This window comes from Larkinella sp. (genome assembly GCF_965227735.1).
Taxonomy (GTDB): domain Bacteria; phylum Bacteroidota; class Bacteroidia; order Cytophagales; family Spirosomataceae; genus Larkinella.
In genome coordinates this window covers 3,584,491-3,604,240 of record NZ_OZ245776.1, presented here as the reverse complement: position 1 = coordinate 3,604,240, position 19,750 = coordinate 3,584,491, and the positions used below count along the sequence as shown (strand labels likewise).

Sequence of the window (19,750 nt, the reverse complement as noted above, 5' to 3'; positions counted from 1 at the left end):
ATATATTGGATCAAGAGCAAAAGTTGTGGAGCATCTTGGATTAAGCATATAACTGCGTCAATCGGTAAAGAAAGAATTCCACATTTTTTACCCCTCTGAACTGGGCTCGGAACGCTTTGATTTTAGCATTGAAAGATTCGGCCGACGCATTGGTGCTGCGGTTGTCAAAATAATTCAGGATTGTCTCATAGTGGTTTTGAATCGAACGGGCCACGGTGTTGAAGGCCTTAAAACCGCACTGCCGGACCTTTTCATGCCATTTAGCCAGACGAGCCAAGCCATAAAGTTTATCGGTCGTATTCTCAAAGATCTGGCTTAGGGCTTGACTGAGATCATAGGCTTTTTTCAGATCAGGGTACCGATCAAAAAGCAGCGTAGCCCGTTCCCGTTGACTGTCAGTCCAATCACCCGGTTTTTTATAAAGCACATACCGGCTGCGGGCCAGCAATTGTTTAAGGGTATCGCCATTGGAAAGCACCGGGGACTCGTACTCACTCTGAGTGGCTTTGGCTTGTTCAAGGGCTTCGTTTTCGGCATCCAGGGCTTCCCACCGGTACTCGACGCGCATTTCCTGAACGGCTTCCAGGGCTAATTGCTGAACATGAAACCGGTCGGTGACCTGAGTAGCTCGTGGAAAGCTTTTTTTGGCAATCAAAGCCATGTTACCCGCCATGTCCAAAGTGATTTCGGTGACCTTTTTGCGGAGCTTTTCGGGAATTTTCCGGAGAATAGCGATCACGGTTTCCGCTTTTGTACCGGCGATAATGGCTACAATACTGCCCTTTTGGCCTTTGGCTGCTTTATTGGTCAGAATCGTATATAACTCGCCATGCGAAAGGCTAGTCTCATCGATCGATAAATGCGTTCCTATATTTTGGGGATATAACAGCCACTGTTTAGCATGTTTTAGCTGGGACCAGTTCTGAAAATGGCTCAAATGGGTCCGATACTGGCGGGACAAACGTTTTCCGTCAACGCCATATAAACGACCCAGGCTATTGGTACTGTGGGGGAATAAATCCGTCAAGCTGGTTTAAAAAAAGCGCGAATTCTTTCGTCATTCGCGTTCCCTCTGCTACCTGTGACCAATCTCTTTGCTGGATGTGACCGGTCTGGGTATTGAGCCGCGCCACGGTGGCCAGCGACGACGTTTAATATGAAGAAAAACCCGTTTATCACGGATGGGGAAGTCCTGGATGGTAATTTCAGGTAAGAAACCCTTCGATAAAAGAAATGCTTTAGCGGGATCGGACTCCGGGTAGTTTTTCTCTTCCAGATAAACATGAAGCAGATCCGAAGACTTCTCGACACGGGTCAGTTCATAATAGGCTACGATAAAATCAGGTAACAGGTATTCGACTAAAGGTAAGAAACTCTCCAAGACGCTCAGGTTTGATTAAAAACACAAACCTAAAAAAATCCTACGCCCTCCACAACTTTTGTAGGATCAATTACAAAAGTTGTGGATCAAGTTGGATTAAGCATATAACTGCGTTAATCGATAAAGAAAGAATTCAACGTTTCTTACCCCTCTGAACTGAGCTCGGAACGCTTTGATTTTGGCATTGAAAGATTCGGCCGAGGCATTCGTGCTGCGGTTGTCAAAGTAGTTCAGGATCGTGTCATAGTGATTTTGAATCGAACGGGCCACGGTGTTGAAAGCCTTAAAACCGCATTGCCGGACCTTTTCATGCCATTTGGCTAGGCGGGCCAAGCCATAGAGTTTGTCGGTGGTGTTCTCAAAAATGTGGCTTAGGCTTTGACTCAGTTCATAGGCTTGTTTTAGAGCAGGATAACGATCAAAGAGCAGTTCAGCCCGTTCCCGTTGGCTTTCAGTCCAATCACCCGGTTTTTTATAGAGCACATACCGACTGCGGGCCAGCAATTGTTTGAGCGTATCGCCATTGGAAAGCAGCTCCGGCTCATACGTGTTTTGAGCTGATTTGGCTTGTTCAAGGGCTGCATTTTCGGCATCCAGAGCTTCCCACCGGTACTGGACACGCATCTCCTGGACGGCTTCCAGGGCTAATTGCTGAACATGAAACCGGTCGGTGACCTGAGTGGCGCGTGGAAAGCTTTTTTTGGCGATCAGGCTCATATTGCCCGCCATATCCAGGGTGATTTCGGTCACCTTTTTGCGGAGCTTTTCGGGGATTTTCCGGAGAATAGCGATCACGGTTTCCGCTTTTGTACCGGCGATAATGGCTACAATACTGCCCTTTTGGCCTTTGGCTGCTTTATTGGTCAGAATCGTATATAACTCGCCATGCGAAAGGCTAGTCTCATCAATTGACAAATGCGTTCCTATATTTTGGGGATATAACAGCCACTGTTTAGCATGTTTTAGCTGGGACCAGTTCTGAAAATGGCTCAAATGGGTCCGATACTGGCGGGACAAACGTTTTCCGTCAACGCCATATAAACGACCCAGGCTATTGGTACTGTGGGGGGATAAATCCGTCAAGCTGGTTTAAAAAAAGCGCGAATTCTTTCGTCATTCGCGTTCCCTCTGCTACCTGTGACCAATCTCTTTGCTGGATGTGACCGGTCTGGGTATTGAGCCGCGCCACGGTGGCCAGCGACGACGTTTAATATGAAGAAAAACCCGTTTATCACGGATGGGGAAGTCCTGGATGGTAATTTCAGGTAAGAAACCCTTCGATAAAAGAAATGCTTTAGCGGGATCGGACTCCGGGTAGTTTTTCTCTTCCAGATAAACATGAAGCAGATCCGAAGACTTCTCGACACGGGTCAGTTCATAATAGGCTACGATAAAATCAGGTAACAGGTATTCGACTAAAGGTAAGAAACTCTCCAAGACGGTCAGGTTTGATTAAAAACACAAACCTAAAAAAATCCTACGCCCTCCACAACTTTTGCACTTGATCCAAAAAATCCTACGCCCTCCACAACTTTTGTACTTGATCCCATATATTGGAACTTTTGTGCACCGCCACAAATGGCATTCCCCTAAAAACAAAAAACCCGTAATCGAAAGATTACGGGTCTAATGCTGTGCCGAAGGCGAGACTCGAACTACCTTAATTTCACTTTTATCGTACGAACTGTAAAAGACTAATTATGGCCTAAATTTAATAGTATTGCTGATTTATATAAAATTAACATATTAAATACTATTAATATATAATCGGATTAATTAACTTATTCCTCCCCCCTTTCCTCCCCCGCTTCAAAACTTTCCTTATATTTGGTGTAAAGTCAAACCACTGTTGACATGCCCCGGAAATCACTTTCTCCCGTTATCTACAACCTACGCGATGTTAAAGCTAAAGTAGCTACTCCTATCCATTGCATAGTTTGCTTTGACAATGATCGACTGAAAATTAGTACGGGTTTTAAGGTACTGCCTACCCACTGGAATTACACTAAGCAAAGGGTAAAGAATGTTGTTGACGCGATTGATAAGGATAAGATTAACTCATTCCTGAACGATTTAGAGAAGGCGGCAGGTGAAATTATTGCCGACCTAAAGTCTAAACGAATTGCGCTTACTAAGGATGTCTTGAAAAGTCGCATTGAGGAGTTTCTAAATCCGGCCCCGGTAGAAGACAAACCCAAGACGTTATTACAATTTGTTCGGTGGTATATTGAAACTTGCCCTACCCGTCTAGTACGAAGTAAGGGAAACAGAGCCGGACGTGTTATTTCCCCTAGTACTATTCGGCGTTATAAAACCACTTTGAACGGCCTAGAAGCGTTTGCGCTTAAATACCCCCGACCGCTGGATTTCGAAAATATTGACAGCCATTTTTACAAGGCCTTTACTGAATGGCTTACAGCCCGAAACTATGCAACTAATAACGTAAGTAAGTATATCGAAAATGTCAAAGGTTTTATGAGCGCGGCCGTTGATGAGGGCTTTACTACAAACTTGGCCTTTCGTAAATTTTCAAATCTTAGAGAAGATGCCGAAAATATTTACTTGACGGAACCAGAGCTAAACCGGATTTACTTACTTGATCTCAGCAAAACCCCTCGTCTTGAAAAAGTACGAGACCTATTTGTTTTCGCTGCCTGGACAGGTCTACGGTTCTCTGACTTCTCTGCTTTACAGCCCGAGCATTTTAAATCCAATACGGAGGGGGAGGTATCTTTAAATCTTAAACAACAGAAAACGGGTCTACGGGTTACTATACCGGTTGAAAGTGAAGTGGTCATAGAAATACTGAAAAAGTATAATAATCGACTACCGAGCGGGATTTCCAATCAAAAAACGAATGAATATCTAAAGGAAATTTGCCAATTGGCCGAAATCAACGAACGCATATTAAAACATGTAACGAAAGGAGGTAAACAGGTCATAAAAACCACGGACGGATGGAGCAAAATCTCTTCGGGTGTTGAGAAATGGCAACTTATCACAACCCACACAGCACGTAGATCATTTGCCACAAATATGTTTAAGAGAGGTATGCCTACCTTACTGATAATGAAGCTTACTGGACACAAAAAAGAGTCTGAGTTTCTTAAATATATTAAAATTGATCCAGAGGAAACGGAGAGCCTAATCCGGTCATACATGCGCCAAAACTCAGCTCTGCCAAAGACAGCTCAATAAAACTTAACCTAATTGTTGAAAGAAAAGAAGAGTAATGGGCTGCTTAACAACTTGCTGTGCTTTTACAGCAAAACCCCAAAAAGTATAAGTCATAAAAGAGAAAGTCAAAAACTTAGCGCGTATTGATAACCATTATCTAAGACGCAAGGGGGCAAGAAGATAATGGGTCAGAATTTAGCAAAAAAAATCGAATATTAAAAAACGAAGTAGTAGACTTAAAAATAATTTAAAGTTTTAGATAGACATTTATTGTATCCGGTTTTTGCATGAGAAGCTGTAATTAATTTCGTTAAATTTTCATTTAGAACCGGGTCAAAAGGAGTAATTTCAACAGGGTTAAGATAAATTTTAAAATCATGATTTAGATTAAATGAAGCCAAACCAATATTATACTGTTCAAATATATTTATATTATTTAATGCAGGTCGAATGAATTTTTCATCAAGTACTACAAATGACTTATTCGAAAAACTTAAATAACGGAATGCTTGAGTTAATGCTTGTTGCCAATTCTTCAATTTTAATTCGATTGAAACAATATAGAAATCACAGTCATTTTTTTCTTCAAAAATAACATAATCAGGAATACCGAAAAGGCCTTTACATTCTTTCAGCATATTATATTGATGCAAAGCAATATAGAAGTTTTCCGACATTTCGGCCTCGCTCTTGAACATAAATTAAGAATTATTTTTAAAGTCTTCGTACATTGATAAAACGTTAAGCCAAATATACAAATGAGATCCGTCACTATCTGGATCTAATCGAACTTTATTTTTAATAATCTCGAATTCATCAATTGCTTTGGAAAAGAGTGTTTTTAAATATGGTATTCTATCGTCCTGATTCACAGGCAACAATTTAGTCTGATCATAAAACACCTTGAAAAAATGCTTATAAGGTTGAGGCTTACTAAAATGCCATTTATACGAAGCCTCAAACATGGCGAGTTTAAAATCACTATCTTCAAGCATTAAATTATAATTTGGATAAAGAGCCTTTAAGGAGGCCAAATAGCTGTAGTCAATCCACTGACACAACAAGCCGCTATAAATGCGAGCATTGGGACCTTTCATCTGTTGTTTTTCAACAACTTCAAATCTTTTTACTTTAAAATGTCGTAAATTTTCATAAGATCCAATAGTTATAGAATCTGGATTCGCTGCTGAATATAAAAGTCCTTCTACATTGCAATATCCGATATGAACTTCTAATCCATTGAATTTGATCAAATCAATAAATTGAAGTGCGCCAAATAAAAAATCTACATCCTTTATTTGTTTTGTTAAAAAATTATTTTCAAAAATCAAATAAATTCCATCAATATTTTGTTGGCTCGTTATCCAGTTTAGAATATCATCTCTTTTTGCAACATCAGTTAACATTATAGGCTTAACAACTACAGTAATAAGTATTTTCTTTGCTAAATCTAAAGTCGAAATATATTTACAAAATGGATCAATATAAAACTCGGTTTGATTGTCAAAATAATTGGTAGGAAATTCATCATAATATCGACAGGGAATTACTATATATTCAAAATCATTACGAACCTGAATATCAACACATTCTTTTGCCAGCATATCTTGCTGGGAATGTAAAGCTATCGTCGTGAATCCAGGAATAAAATTTAGAGGAAAATAATTGTAAGTTATAAGTTGTCCTTTTTCTTGGCTTGGCAAATAAAGTTGAGGATCTAAAAAACTAGACTTCTTTATGCTTTCGTCAATACTCTCCAATTCATCAGAACTAATATTTACTGGCGAGAAAATCAATCCATCCCCTACACCCTGTATGTAAGAATCAATGTTCCAAATAAAACGGAAGCCGGTTTGATGATAAACTTTCATACTAAGTATTTTCTGAGACAAATTTTTTTAATACAGACAAATTTCTAAACCTTTGATATGGCTGAACTCTTAATAAAGTATCTGTTAATTTAGTAAAAAAAATACTTGTTCCTGGTTTAGCACTTGCTCTAACATAATCTCCATTAATTATATTGTATGGAATTGGGTATTTGCTCCTAAGAACTATGGGGTCGAAAGGATGAAATCCTAAATGAAGTTCCAACAATATTATTCCTAATGCAAAAAAGTCGGCTCGAATATCAATTTCATTTTTCTTATTCAATAACTGTTCGGGAGCTCCATAAAAAGGTGTACATGGGCCTACCGCTTGAAATGTATTGGTTAGGGAAGATCTATCTAAATATTTGGCAATTCCCAAATCAAGTATACACGGAGATAGAGTTGGAGTGATTATTATATTTTCTGGTTTCAAATCCCTATGCACTATACGGCGCTGCCAAATTATTTCTAAAGCATCTAATAGCTTCTCAAATAGATCGATAATTTTTTCTTCGCTATCAAACAAATTTGATGATGTACGCAAGGTTTCTCCTTGTATATATTCTTCAATTATGTAAAATATATTATTTGCCGGGTTGTCACTGTAGTAAAATTGTTTAGGATAATATTCTGATGAAATCGATCCTAATGTCTCTATTTCGCGTTTTATTCTTTCTAAAGAATTCAGGCTGTCTACAGTACCTTCCTTTAATGCTACAGAGCCAAATACAGGATGGTCTCCTTTCCACACCTTTTTTTGCCCCCCAACTGCTAGGTCTTGTATATTATAACACAAAGAGAATTCAGTATTCATACTTTTAGGTAACAATATTCCAATATTATTGATATTTTGAATTAGGCTATATTTTAAACACCTCAAATAGGATAAATTTTTATAAAAAACCTTATAATTCTCAAATTTTATTTTAATATTGGTTGAAAACTTCTGTCAATTAAGTGTGAGCCCAATACATTCAATATAAAGTAGATATGAAATGCAGAGCATTGGCATTGAGCGAAATAGGAAAAAGGGAAAGAAACGAGGATTCTATTTTCCCATTTTTTGATAATGCAATTGAACATGAAAATGTGTTTATACTTTGCGATGGCGTTGGAGGAGGAAAATACGGAGATGTGGCGTCAAGGTTAGCGTCTTATAGTCTATATGAAAGAATTAAAATATTTAAATATGATATTATTGACGCAGTAAGATATACAGAGAGGCAGTTCGACACCTATATTTCTTTACATTCAGAAAGCCTAGGTATGTCAACCACGGCGGTAATAGTAGATTTTTGTGAAAATACATGCAAAATTGGCTGGGTTGGAGATAGTAGGGTATACCATATCAGAAACGGCCATATTTTATATAGAACTCAAGACCATTCATTAGTAAATAAACTAGTAGAGATTGGTAAATTAACTGAAAGAGAAGCGAAACACCATTGGTTAAAGACCTATGTATTGCAATGTATAAAAGGTACAAGTAATCATTGTGAAATAGGAATAAAAGAAATTTCAGGCATTAAAAGTAAAGATTTTTTTCTTATTTGTTCTGACGGAATTTTAGAAGCAGTCGATGACGAAATATTAAGCTTATTATTTATTAATAATAACACCTTAGAATATATATTGCGTGAAATAAAATATATATGCCGTTGTTCTTCAAAAGATAATTATTCCATGTTTATAATAGAAATTTTGTAATTATAATAGCAAAATAATTTGCACATAGAGTTATAAGATTAATTTCTATTTTACATGTATCTTTTTACGATAATATCGTATAACAACATTCTCTTTTAAATACAGTAAAAGAATTTGAAATTAATATGATCGGCAGTTCAAAATTTACTTTAGAGCTTTTACAAGCAATAAGCGATTGGCAACGCGGGGGCAGTATTTTACAAAAAGAGAAACGCGGCAAGAAAATAAAGGAATTGGCAATAATGCTAGACCCTTCCTTTCGGATAGTAAGTGAAAAATGTTACAGACAAATTTCGCTAAAAAAAATGTATGTCTGGGAAATGGCAGAAAAGCTTAGTTTATTAGAAACAATTTCTTCTTGGACATTAGATTTTGAAATAGCAAAGGATTTTAAAGGAGGAGTTCCAGGTAGATTTCAGGATGATATTGGGGCTATTTTCTCTATAGATCCCAAACCCGAAAATGTAATAATTAACTTGAATAAACTCTATGAAGACCCCCATTTTATAAGCTCTTGTAACGATTTCAAGTCGGAAATTGTTGGATATTCAACCGGGATAGATAGATATAGGGGAGAGCAAAAAGAGGTTATTTTGGAAATACATAATCTTCCAATTGAAACCATTTACTCTATAGGGGGGCATTCTTCTTCAAAAGAAAACCTGGCAAAAATGTTTTTTAGACATACTCCTAATAAATTTGAACTAGCCTTCTTTGAATATTTATTAAGAACTACAGGTGCAGACAAAAAAATTGGGCCAAATTGGCTTACTGGAGCCGCTAAAGATAGAACCATATCAAAATGGCTATATTTTCAAAAACATCTTAGTCCATTTCATCGATCTCGTTTACAATTAGAGGTTAGAAATAATATTGATATACAAAATCCCGGTACTTGGTAGAGCCGGGATTTTAAGATACAAATTTTAATGAAAGGACAATTCTTTAGTACTACTAATTCTCCTCCTCGCTTGATTCAAGCTGTACGTGAACCTGCCCTAAAAACGAGTCCAAGAGTGCGTATAGCCTCGCATTAGCATTAAAATCTACAGGATTCGGAGTCATCTCCGGGTCTTGCACCCAGGTCGTGAACCAATTTGTTAAGCAAGTACGCAGATTATTGGCGTACATCGGGTGACTTAGTGTGGCCAAAATGTTGTCTGGTACAAATACAAGTGAGTAGCCTGGACCCGCTTGGTTAATCGTTGAGTTTGACATTTATATATGGTTTTAGCAAAAGCCCTCTCACGGCTGAGGGATGATCGAATAATAAAGCGGTGCCGCCACTACCCGCTTGCTAAGTCCCATATAAGGCTTGGAAGTGCTATTACAGCAAACCCACGGAGTGAACGGTCACCGCTCTACTGGCAAATATAATAATTTGAGTTGGCAGAAAATGGAGTCTGTAAAAGACAATTCCGTCACCTATAAGGAAACTTAGCGAGAACTAAGGTAGGAGTATATAAATATTTACCAAAGATTTTTAAATATAATTTTCAGGTAAATAAAATATATTTTTTTAATATAACATCAAATGTTAAAGTGTTATTCATAAGATTGTTAATTTACAATATTAGTTTGAAAATTAGCCTATTATCCAAGAATAATCTATCATAATTACTTGTATTTAAATAACTTGTAAAATAAAGCCTGCAAATATAATTTCATATTTTGCCTTTAATGTAAAGTATATTACTTTAAGATTCTGTAATCAAATAGCTTACTTTGTACGGATAAATTTTGATCTATTTCTTATTAACAATGTAGATATTAGGTTGGTTGCATCAAGCCCGAACCTTTTTTCATTAAAGGCAAAAGCCCTCATCCAAAGTAAAGCTGAATTGACGCCAGGTCACTATTACTCGTTAAAATTAACTTCATTAGAATTTATAAGGACATTTTCGCAAGTCATTTTATATTTTCAAAAGTTTAATGACATTTATACATTATATATATAATATTCTGATATATGGTAGAAACCTTCGCAAGTCAGAAAACTGTTAAAATAGCGCGTTTTCGGGGTCGAGGACGCCCGCACTATATACAAGCCGGGAAGGACCCATAGATGTTGCTACTTTCATTTATTAATACCCATTGTTAATCTATCTCCCCTTAAGTGGGCCGAATTCATTTCCCTAATTTAGATTGTTGCTATTCGGGCATATTTTGTAAATCTTTTATATAAAATACTAATGTCGAAACTATCGTTAGTTGGGATTGCCCGACCGACGAGCTGAAATATATGTCTGTTCAAAAATACTATTTGCAAGGTTTATTATCCAGCCTGAATATGAAAGGGCAAAAGAATTGTAGACTCCCTAGGATGGGCTCTAAACAATAAATAGCGAGTAAAGTAGAGAATTAATTTTATATAGATATATTTGCCTGATTTCCTGTTGGCAAATCGCAATATATATGCTGCAATATGCAGAAGGATTCATAAGTTCTCCAGAAAATACTTTCCTGTTCTTAATGTCGCGATTGTAATTATTTGAAATTATATGGATATAAATGGCTATAATAACCTATTCACTATGCCTGCGGACAGGCAAGAAGCTTTTTTTAATGAATGTATTTTTGTCTTTGATACATCAGCCCTTTTAGATTTTTATGTTTATCCAAGTAAGACTAATGAAGTCATTTTCCGTGAAGTATTTGACAAAATAAAAGGAAGATTATGGATTGCTTCTCATACGGAATATGAATATCTAAATAATAGGTTAAATACTTTAAAAAAGCCTATTAGTAGATTTTACTATCCTTTGCTCTCGAAAGAACTAGCCGAAGTAAAAAAGAATTTAATTGAGGCAAAAACAAAACTTATAGAGATACAAGAAGATACACGGAATAGTGATGAACATCCATATTTAGAACAAGATGAAATAAATGATTTTATTCCAAAACTTGATCAGCTTAATAAAGATTATAGAGATTTTTTTAATAAAATAAAGATTAGAATTGAGTCTAAGATTCAGGAAATCAAAGAATTTGAGAACGATGATCCCGTTTTAAAAGAATTTGATATTCATTTTAATGTCGGTCGAAAATACACATTTCAAGAGCTTTATAGTATATCGCAAGAAGGGAAATTTAGGTATGAATTAAAAATACCACCTGGGTATGAGGATCTGATGGATAAAAAAGGTTTACAAGCTTTTGGTGATCTATTTATATGGAAACAAATTGTTGAACTTGCTACTGAATTAAAAAAACCAATTGCTTTTATTTGTAATGATCTTAAAAGTGACTGGTGTATACTTGAAGAAAATAAAAAGCGTATTAAATCTCCTAGAGAGGAATTAATACGTGAAATGTATGATATTGCAAATGTTTCCTTCTGGATGTACAATCAGCAGCAGTTTTTGCACTTGTCAAAACAGTATCTTCAAACACAAATTGATGATGAAGAAATTATTAAAGTAGGTCAATTGACTTTGTTCGGAGTTCCACCAGTATTTTATAGAAATCCTAATGAATTGGTTTTTGAGTGCAAATCTTGCCTTAAAGAAGGGAGAATTGATGCAGATGATTTGTTTTTAGAATTTGAATATAATGTTGTAGATGAAGAGATGATTGATGGAGAAGTTCTACACACTGCCTATGCAAGCTTTGAATGTGAAAATTGTGGAAATGAAATAGATGGTCACTTCGAAGTATATGAATATCCGATAGGAGAGAAGGAAAGCCAATCTATAAATTTAAAAGGAGCAACCGTTTTACAAGAATGTTATTTAGATGATTATATAGAATATTCCGATGCCACTAATGAAGAAGATTTACTTGAAGAAGAGTATTATGAAAAATTGCAAAAGGGAGAAACTATTGACAACGAAAATCATAAAATAGTTATGGAGACTGAAGACGATGCGCTTCTTCCAGAATCTTAGGATTATAGCAAAACAAGTGGAAAGACTGAGAATGTCTTGAGAAGCACAAGCATCTTGTGTATCGGTCTTGATGTTGTAAGAAGTGTTAATGCGTTTGGCGGTATGGTCATTTTTGAAAGCCCAAAAAAGCCGCCCTTATCAGACGGCCCTTTTGATCATTACTTTAACCACTCTCCTCTCACCTTTTTCACCCTCCGTTTTCGCTCTTTGAACTGAGCCTCAATCGGAATAGGCAACGAATCATCGAATAGTTTTTTCTTATCATGGACGGCAGCGATATATTCATGTTTGAGGAGCGGCTTAATCTTATGCTGTTTACAGTGTTCTTCGTAAAGGCGATAATTGCCCAATACCACGCGCCCCCGTCCTGGCCTATACCACATCATATCTCCGCCTAAATTCTGGATAGCTGCAACAGCGTCGATCATCCAAGTATCGCCGTATATATCGACAACATCAAACAGGCCGTAATGGATGGCGGGCATTTCTTCCAAAACCTTTTGATATGATTTGCTAAAAAATGTTTCATCTGGTTCGTACCTGCGTTGCTTTAACATATAAGAAACCTCTCCCAAGTCGTATCCCCTTTGCTTTAATCTGTTCAGGTCAAGCCGAATTTGATACTTATCAAGCTCATACAAAGAATACAACGTAGATCCATCCGGTAGGAGCTGGACATAATGGGTTTTAATTATACGGTGAGCGATAGGGTGACCATCGTAGTGGTCCACTATACCAATTAGGCTCGTGACAACAGAGTTTTTGGTTTGCATTTTATTCAATTTAATTATTTTAAAAAATGACAATCTTAAAAAAACAGTAAACGAGGCTCAGGAGACTCATACCGGTATATTAAGGCGCTCTTATCTACTGGCGGGTCATTATGCTTGAAAAGAGAATAGCCCCAATTGATCCTCCGCAACCCTGAATACCATTGTCCGTCCTGCCAGGCGCGGACTAACTACTAATCGAGGTGTTGATTGACTAGTCATGTCCTATCCGGGCGGATAGCCTTTCCCATTTTCCAATAAAAATTCACCTAGGCCAAAACCCTGGTCCTTTTGTTTGGATGTCGTATTCTTTTCCAGGTAATCCGATACCGCAATTTGAAAACCTTGTTTGGTCAGCATTTCCGCTTTTTCATTCCAGTTACCGCAATCAGGGCAATCGAGTCGAGTATTACGGCCATTGTAAACTAGATATTGATAGTGAAATGTGTTTATCGTCATGGCATAGAAAAAAAATGTCTTTTTCGAGCGTCATTATTGTCAGTATCGTCATGAATAGAAAGAACGGAAGAGTGAATTCAACTCCCGCCATGACGGTACTGACGAAAATGACAGCCCAAAAACAAATTTTTAAAAATATGAACTAAGCCTTTGTGACATACGCTACTTGGCCAATTGTCTTCTTTTCGGTTATAATTCCGTAGCTATTCAGACGGTTTTTGAAATTTTTGTTGTTAACTGGACGGTAGCCATCGAACGAACAATAACTACGGTAGGACGAATACAGGTCTTTTAGTGGTTTAGGATGTTGGTCTGGGGTAGCCTTAAACCCCTCCTCATCCAAAAACAGACGTACGCTATCCGATTGCTGTTTGTACAGTTCTATCTGCTGGCGAACAGCCTCACAGTCGGTAAACCGGCCCTGAGATAGTAAACGACGTAGCCCCTCTAGTACCCAGTTGAATACACCGGATAGTTCAGTGCGAATGATTTTATCCGCTAGCTGCTTATCCTGATCCTTTTCAGCAATCGTGACGTTAAATGGGAGAATAATAAACCGTCGAAAATAGGCCGGGGTATGTTCCACATCGGACGGAAGCTCGTTACAATTGAAAATCAATTTTGCATAATCGGTCATCACAAACGGCTGACCGTAAGGTAGACGCGCCTCCACTGGTTCGCCCGATACGAGTTGTTTAAACATATTGGCCTCCATTTTCCCGCTGATCTCGCTAGCATGATTTAACAACTTGTTGGCTAAGTGAGCGCGGCAGTATGCCGGTTCTGTGGTTAGGCTTTGCAGGCCATAATGACTAATATTATCCCGCCCATACATCGCAGAAGTAATCTCAAAAATAACGCTCTTTCCATTGGCTCCGCTGCCGTAAAGGAGTAGGGCCTTTTCGAGTTTCAACTTTGATGTACTAATAAACACATACCCTAAGAATTCAGCCAACACTTTACGGCAATCCGAGTCTGGTAGAGCAGTGTTAAGGTATCGATGAAATATGGGGGCCTTAGCATCAGGATCGTAGGGAAACGGTAGTTGGTATTTTAGGAAATCCAGACTATTGGGAGCTTGTAATTGCTGGCGGTCGATCCCGATTTCAAAGGTTCCGTTGAGCAGGTTAATTTTAACTGCACTGCGGTCACCTTCCGGGGCGGGAAAATAGGCGGATGAATTGAACTGGTCAAATAGTTGGTCGATAAACTTGACGTATTGAGCCGTAATCTTATCGACGCCCATTTTTTCCGCAGCTCTGCTTAGGAAAAGCTTTAGGTCATCTTTCTGAATAACCTTCCAATAAGCGCCATTATAGATGTAAATAAAATCTTGATTTCGACAAATGGCCCATCGGTTGCGTCTGGCTAAGTCTTGAATTACCCAGGCGGTAACTACCAGAAAGTGTTTAGTTTTAAGCTTGTCGTCTTGACCTTCCGCATTGGCATAGGCTCGGTAGTCAATTGGCTCTATTTGGCTCAATAGCTGGTCCAAAACCTTCTCGTGAGGTGTCGGGTCGAATGTTTCGGTAGTAGTAGCTGACATGTCAACTATGTGCCGTTCCAGACCCTCTAGCCTCTCTTGTGAAAACGACGCCGAATTTGTATCTTTACTCTGATCTTCAAACAGAGTAGGAATCGATTGCATTTCTCCAGGTGCTTTCATTTTCTACTTTGTTTTTTTATATTGAATGCGTACCGGCGCAGTGTCGATCTCATCCTCTCGGTATCTAACTAGGTTGCCTAGGCGATAACCCTGGATAATTCCCGCCTTTTCCCAAGACCACAGCGTTACCAGGCTTACACCAAACTTCTTGGCGACCTGTTCACGTGTGATATAGGTGACAATAGGAGAGGGGGAAATACGTTCTCCCATCGAGATTATTAGTTTTTCAAACCGGTCAAGCCGGTCATTGAAGGTTTGCGCATCCATCTGTTCAATCTGCAATTGTCTTAAAACAGCCATTTCTATCATATGTTTAGTTTAACATGTGACAAAGGAAATGAAAACAAATCAAACATCCTTCATGTTTGAAAAAATATGTGGTCTTGATCAGGTTCCGATTTGGAATAGCGAATGTAGGATACTTTATAATTATCTAAAAATCAGATACTTACATGTGTAAAACTGATAGGATATTCAATTGATCGGGAACACCAGCTCAGGACGGGTTATATAGGCAGTAATATAGACGGGAGAATAAGCGGGGTATTATGTAGATTATATTGAATATTGAGGGCGGGGCAATTGTTATTGATTTCCTTATTCCTCCCCCGAATCCTCCCCCAACAGAAAACAAAAAACCCGTAATCAACTGAATAACAGTTAACTACGGGTCTAATGCTGTGCCGAAGGCGAGACTCGAACTCGCATGAACTTACGTTCACACGCCCCTGAAACGTGCGTGTCTACCAGTTTCACCACTTCGGCATATATTCCCCAGATGGGATTGCAAAGATGCAGGGTTTTGATTTTCTATGCAAGCCGTCTCTACAGTTTTTTTACGGTTTCTTTGTTTTTTTAGGTTTCAGACGGCTTTTGCCTGCGCTTTTTTCAAATGGCCTACAATACCACCGACTCATACAGCGCCGGAATGTAGACATTCTGGAAACCGGCACTCTGGAGTTTCTGTCGGAAAACTACCTGCCGGTCGTATTCGCCGTGGACCAGAAACACCTGTTTTACCTGCCCCGCATCCTGGCACGACAGAAATTCGAGTATCTCCCGGTAATCGCCGTGGGCACTGAAGGAGTCCATCACCTCCACGTCGGCTTTCACCAGAAACGTTTCGCCAAAGATTTTCACCTGCGAATCGCCCCGTTTCAAGGCCCCGCCCAGCGTTTCGGGGCCGCAGTAGCCCACAATCAGAATCGTGCAGCGCGAATCTTCGATGTTGTTTTTGATGTGGTGTTTGATGCGCCCGGCTTCGGCCATGCCCGATGCGGAAATGATGATGCAGGGTTCGTCGCGGTCGTTGATGGCTTTCGATTCTTCCACATCCGACACGTAATGCAGGTTCGGAAAGGCAAAGGCGTCGCCGTCCTTTTCGATGTAGGCCAGAATCTCCGGGTTGAAACATTCCTCGTGGGCTTTCATCAAATGCGTGGCTTTCACGGCCATCGGACTGTCGATGTATACCGGCAGACGCGGTAATTCGCCCCGGTTTTCAAGCTGGTCGAGCGCATACACCAGCTCCTGCGTCCGGTCGACGGCAAAAGCCGGAATGATGAGCTTGCCCCGACGCACCACGCAGGTTTCGTGTACAATCCGCAGCAAATGCGCACTCATATCGACTTCCGGCTCGTGGAGTTTGTCGCCATACGTCGATTCGCAAAGAATGTAATCCGCCTGCGGAAAGGGTTCCGGCATTTTCAGTATCTTGTCGTGCGGCCGTCCAATGTCGCCACTGAAAAACAGGCGTTTTTCCACCGGATCGCCGTTCGGAGCGGTTTCGTGGACGGTCAGGCTAATGGCCGCGCTGCCGAGCAGGTGGGCGGTGTCGGTAAACACCACGCTGACTTCGTCGCGGCTGAGCCAGAACGTTTCGCCATAGTCGACCGGTTTCAACAGCTCCAGGGCGCGTTCCACATCGGCGGTTTCGTACAACAGTTCGAGCAAGGCGCGGTCTTGCTTTTTCCGGCGTTTGTTGATCCGCTCCAGGTCCTTTTCCTGAATGTGCGCACTGTCGAGTAACATGAGCTGGCAGAGATCGGCGGTGGCAGGTGTGCAGTAAATCGGGCCGGTGAAACCCTGACGAACCAGCCGTGGAATCAATCCGCAATGGTCGATGTGGGCGTGCGACAGGAGGAGGTAATCAACGTCGGAAGCTTTAAATCGGAAATCCTGATTGAGATCATCGGTATTGATGCCCTGAAACAAACCGCAGTCGAGCAAAATGCGCGTTCCGCGTTGGGTCGTAATCAGGTGTTTACTGCCGGTAACGGTGCGGGCGGCACCAAAAAATTGTATTTTCATAAATCGTTTTTTATACTTTTAATGCCCCTAAATCCCCTGAAGGGGACTTTTTTGCATACAGGTTAAGCTAGGTCCAAGTCCCCTTCAGGGGATTTAGGGGTTTAAGGGTTCGCATATTGGAAAAATTACTTCATATCGCCAAAAAATTCTGGAAACGACGCGGGGTTAAAGCCCTGATTGCGTTCGTCGGGCTGCTGCTGGGGTTGAATCTGGTTTTTCCGTTAAAGGTCCGACCACGGTATTCAACAGTTATTACAGCCGCCGACGGCACCATTCTGCACGCCTTCCTGAGCGACGACGACAAATGGCGATTAATGACAGAACTGGACGAAATCACGCCGGTTTTGCGAAAAACGATTTTACACAAGGAAGACCGTTTCTTTTATTATCACCCCGGTTTTAACCCCTTATCGATGGCGCGGGCGGCTGTTCGCAACCTGACGACGGGCCGCCGAACCTCGGGGGCTTCTACGATTACCATGCAGGTGGTGCGGTTACTCGAACCCCGAAAACGGACGTACACCAGCAAACTCGTCGAAGTATTCCGGGCCATTCAACTGGAGGTTTTTTATTCCAAAGACGAAATTCTGCAACTCTATCTGAACCTGATTCCGTACGGCGGAAACGTGGAAGGCATCAAATCAGCGTCGATGTTGTACCTCGGAAAACCGCCCCAACTGCTGAGTCTGGCCGAAATCACAACGCTCACGATCATTCCAAACCGCCCCTCGACCCTGCGGCTGGGAATCAATAACAAGCTGATCGTTCAGGAACGAAACCGCTGGCTGAACCGCTTCCGGCAAACCGGCCTGTTCACGTCCGAAGCCATCGCCGACGCCCTGGCCGAACCCTTGGAGGCACACCGGCGGGCCTTACCGAAACAAGCCCCCCACCTGGCGCTGCGGCTGAAAAAAAGCCAGCCCGATCAACCCATCATTCATACGCTGCTGCGGCCCAACCGGCAGGCGCAGGCGGAGCAACTCGTGTCCAGTTACGTCGGGCGGGTGTGTTCGATGAACATTCACAACGCTGCGGTTTTGGTGATCAATAACCAGACAATGGCCGTCGAAGCCTACGTTGGTTCGGCGGATTTTGCGAATGGCTACGATGGCGGGCAGGTAGACGGTGTCCGGGCGGTGCGGTCGCCGGGTAGCACCCTGAAACCGTTGCTGTACGCCGTGGCATTCGATAAAGGACTGATGACGCCAAAAACCGTCCTGAATGATGTACCAACGAGCTTTTCCGGCTACGAACCCGAGAACTACGACCGGCAATTCTACGGCCCGATCACGGTGGAATCGGCGCTGGCGAACTCGCTGAACGTTCCGGCGGTGAAAACGATGCAACAGCTTGGCACACCGACGTTTATTAATTATTTGAAAAAAGCCGGGTTTGAAACCATCAAAAAACAGTCGAAAGGGCTGGGTTTGTCGGTCATTCTGGGCGGTTGTGGCGTCACGCTGGAAGAACTGACAAGGCTCTTTGCGGCTTTTGCGAACGGTGGTCAGATGAGCAACCTCAACTTGATGGCTCCCCCGGCGGATGAAATACCGGCGAAAAAAAGCCGCCTGATTTCGGAGGATGCCGCCTTTCTCATCACGAATACGCTCACCCAAATCACGCGCCCGGATTTGCCGAATAATTTTGATAACAGCTACCATTTGCCGCGCATCGCCTGGAAAACCGGTACGTCCTACGGTCGTCGGGATGCCTGGAGCATTGGCTACAACAAACGGTATACGGTCGGCGTTTGGGTCGGCAATTTTTCGGGCGAGGGCGTGCCGGAATTGAGCGGTGCCAATATTGCCACTCCATTGTTGTTCAATATTTTCAACGCCATCGACTACAATTCGACCAGTGGCTGGTTCCGAATGCCGAAAAGCTTGTCGATGCGGCAGGTTTGTGCTGAAACCGGCGATGTGCCGGGTGAATTTTGTGCGCATAAAATTGTCGATTACGCCATCATGGGGGTTTCGCCCTACCACCGTTGCCAACACCAGAAAGCCGTCTGGACCAACCCAGCCGGAACGTTGTCGTACTGCGCCCATTGTTTACCCGAAAATACCGGTTCGGAATCCGATCAGGCCGTTCAGCGGTTTTATCCGAATCTGGCGCCGGAGTTGATTGCCTTCTACGAAAGCCGCCGGATTCCATACCTGAAAATACCGCCCCACAACCCGGCCTGCACGCGGGTGTTTGCCCAACAGGGGCCGCAGATTGTGAGCCCGAACGACGGCAGCGAATATTTTATCAATCCCAATCAGCCCCAGCAGTTGCAACTGAGTTGCCAGGCCGACAATGAAGTGAAGCGGGTCTATTGGTATCTGAACGACAAGCTTTACCGAAAAGCCGCCCCAACGGAGGGCGTTTTCTTCAGTCCGCAACCCGGTTCGCTCAAAATATCCTGTGCCGACGACAAGGGGCGAAATACCGACATCCGGATTTCGATCAAAGCGGAGTGAAGATAGCCCCTAAATCCCCTAAAGGGGACTTGGACACAGCCTAATTCGGATGCAAAAAGT

Annotated in this window: 16 protein-coding genes and 1 tRNA gene; 5 read left to right on the top strand and 12 right to left on the bottom strand. The window is 41.3% G+C overall.

The window, feature by feature from the left end; genetic code table 11:
- Positions 1–40 precede the first annotated feature (40 nt).
- From ACO064_RS13980 to ACO064_RS13965, 4 genes are all read right to left on the bottom strand, one after another.
- The gene (locus ACO064_RS13980; RefSeq protein ID WP_421827245.1) at positions 41–1,027 is read right to left on the bottom strand and encodes an ISAon1 family transposase; all 987 of its coding nucleotides are present in this window, start codon (positions 1,025–1,027) and stop codon (positions 41–43) included.
- 48 nt (positions 1,028–1,075) lie between these two features.
- Positions 1,076–1,381 carry an ISAon1 family transposase N-terminal region protein gene (locus tag ACO064_RS13975; protein WP_421825547.1) on the bottom strand — a complete coding sequence of 102 codons (306 nt, stop codon included), beginning with the start codon at positions 1,379–1,381 and terminating at the stop codon, positions 1,076–1,078.
- 96 nt (positions 1,382–1,477) lie between these two features.
- Positions 1,478–2,464 (bottom strand): ISAon1 family transposase, encoded by a 987-nt coding sequence (locus ACO064_RS13970; RefSeq protein ID WP_421825679.1) that lies wholly within the window; start codon positions 2,462–2,464, stop codon positions 1,478–1,480.
- A gap of 48 nt (positions 2,465–2,512) precedes the next feature.
- Positions 2,513–2,818, bottom strand: a complete 306-nt coding sequence (locus ACO064_RS13965; RefSeq protein ID WP_421825547.1) for an ISAon1 family transposase N-terminal region protein — start codon at positions 2,816–2,818, stop codon at positions 2,513–2,515.
- A gap of 417 nt (positions 2,819–3,235) precedes the next feature.
- Between ACO064_RS13965 and ACO064_RS13960 the strand changes: the two genes are divergently transcribed.
- Positions 3,236–4,579 (top strand): phage integrase SAM-like domain-containing protein, encoded by a 1,344-nt coding sequence (locus ACO064_RS13960; protein ID WP_421827905.1) that lies wholly within the window; start codon positions 3,236–3,238, stop codon positions 4,577–4,579.
- 215 nt (positions 4,580–4,794) lie between these two features.
- Here the strand turns inward: ACO064_RS13960 and ACO064_RS13955 are convergent, their stop codons facing one another.
- Genes ACO064_RS13955 through ACO064_RS13945 form a run of 3 tightly spaced genes read right to left on the bottom strand, consistent with a single transcriptional unit; the run spans position 4,795 to position 7,243 of the window.
- Positions 4,795–5,235 (bottom strand): hypothetical protein, encoded by a 441-nt coding sequence (locus ACO064_RS13955; RefSeq protein ID WP_421827904.1) that lies wholly within the window; start codon positions 5,233–5,235, stop codon positions 4,795–4,797.
- Between the two features lie 24 nt (positions 5,236–5,259).
- Positions 5,260–6,429 (bottom strand): hypothetical protein, encoded by a 1,170-nt coding sequence (locus ACO064_RS13950; protein WP_421827903.1) that lies wholly within the window; start codon positions 6,427–6,429, stop codon positions 5,260–5,262.
- Between the two features lies 1 nt (position 6,430).
- Positions 6,431–7,243 (bottom strand): serine/threonine-protein kinase, encoded by an 813-nt coding sequence (locus ACO064_RS13945; RefSeq protein WP_421827902.1) that lies wholly within the window; start codon positions 7,241–7,243, stop codon positions 6,431–6,433.
- A 176-nt stretch (positions 7,244–7,419) separates the two neighbouring features.
- Here ACO064_RS13945 and ACO064_RS13940 point away from each other — a divergent pair, with 176 nt between their 5' ends.
- The 3 genes from ACO064_RS13940 (at position 7,420) to ACO064_RS13930 (ending at position 12,023) form a co-directional block, all read left to right on the top strand.
- On the top strand, positions 7,420–8,136 hold the full coding sequence (locus ACO064_RS13940) for a PP2C family protein-serine/threonine phosphatase (protein WP_421827901.1): 717 nt from the start codon (positions 7,420–7,422) through the stop codon (positions 8,134–8,136).
- Between the two features lie 125 nt (positions 8,137–8,261).
- On the top strand, positions 8,262–9,038 hold the full coding sequence (locus ACO064_RS13935) for a hypothetical protein (RefSeq protein ID WP_421827900.1): 777 nt from the start codon (positions 8,262–8,264) through the stop codon (positions 9,036–9,038).
- 1,632 nt (positions 9,039–10,670) lie between these two features.
- Positions 10,671–12,023 carry a PIN-like domain-containing protein gene (locus tag ACO064_RS13930; protein ID WP_421827899.1) on the top strand — a complete coding sequence of 451 codons (1,353 nt, stop codon included), beginning with the start codon at positions 10,671–10,673 and terminating at the stop codon, positions 12,021–12,023.
- A 158-nt stretch (positions 12,024–12,181) separates the two neighbouring features.
- On the opposite strand, the gene ACO064_RS13925 is transcribed toward ACO064_RS13930, so the two are convergent.
- The 5 genes from ACO064_RS13925 to ACO064_RS13905 all read right to left on the bottom strand — a co-directional run bounded on the left by ACO064_RS13925 (position 12,182) and on the right by ACO064_RS13905 (position 17,228).
- A complete protein-coding gene (locus ACO064_RS13925; protein ID WP_421827898.1) occupies positions 12,182–12,796 on the bottom strand; it encodes a hypothetical protein in 615 nt (204 codons plus the stop codon).
- Positions 12,797–13,394: 598 nt separating this feature from the next.
- Positions 13,395–14,918, bottom strand: coding sequence for a DNA primase family protein (locus ACO064_RS13920; protein WP_421827897.1), 1,524 nt, complete (start codon positions 14,916–14,918; stop codon positions 13,395–13,397).
- Between the two features lie 3 nt (positions 14,919–14,921).
- Positions 14,922–15,218, bottom strand: coding sequence for a helix-turn-helix domain-containing protein (locus tag ACO064_RS13915; protein ID WP_421827896.1), 297 nt, complete (start codon positions 15,216–15,218; stop codon positions 14,922–14,924).
- Positions 15,219–15,599: 381 nt separating this feature from the next.
- A tRNA-Leu gene (locus tag ACO064_RS13910) sits at positions 15,600–15,683 on the bottom strand.
- A gap of 132 nt (positions 15,684–15,815) precedes the next feature.
- Entirely contained in the window at positions 15,816–17,228 is a 1,413-nt protein-coding gene (locus tag ACO064_RS13905; RefSeq protein ID WP_421827895.1) for an MBL fold metallo-hydrolase RNA specificity domain-containing protein, read from the bottom strand.
- A gap of 116 nt (positions 17,229–17,344) precedes the next feature.
- On the opposite strand from ACO064_RS13905, the gene pbpC reads away from it, so the two are divergent.
- Positions 17,345–19,690, top strand: a complete 2,346-nt coding sequence (pbpC, locus tag ACO064_RS13900) for a penicillin-binding protein 1C (RefSeq protein ID WP_421827894.1) — start codon at positions 17,345–17,347, stop codon at positions 19,688–19,690.
- The last annotated feature ends 60 nt before the right edge of the window (positions 19,691–19,750 follow it).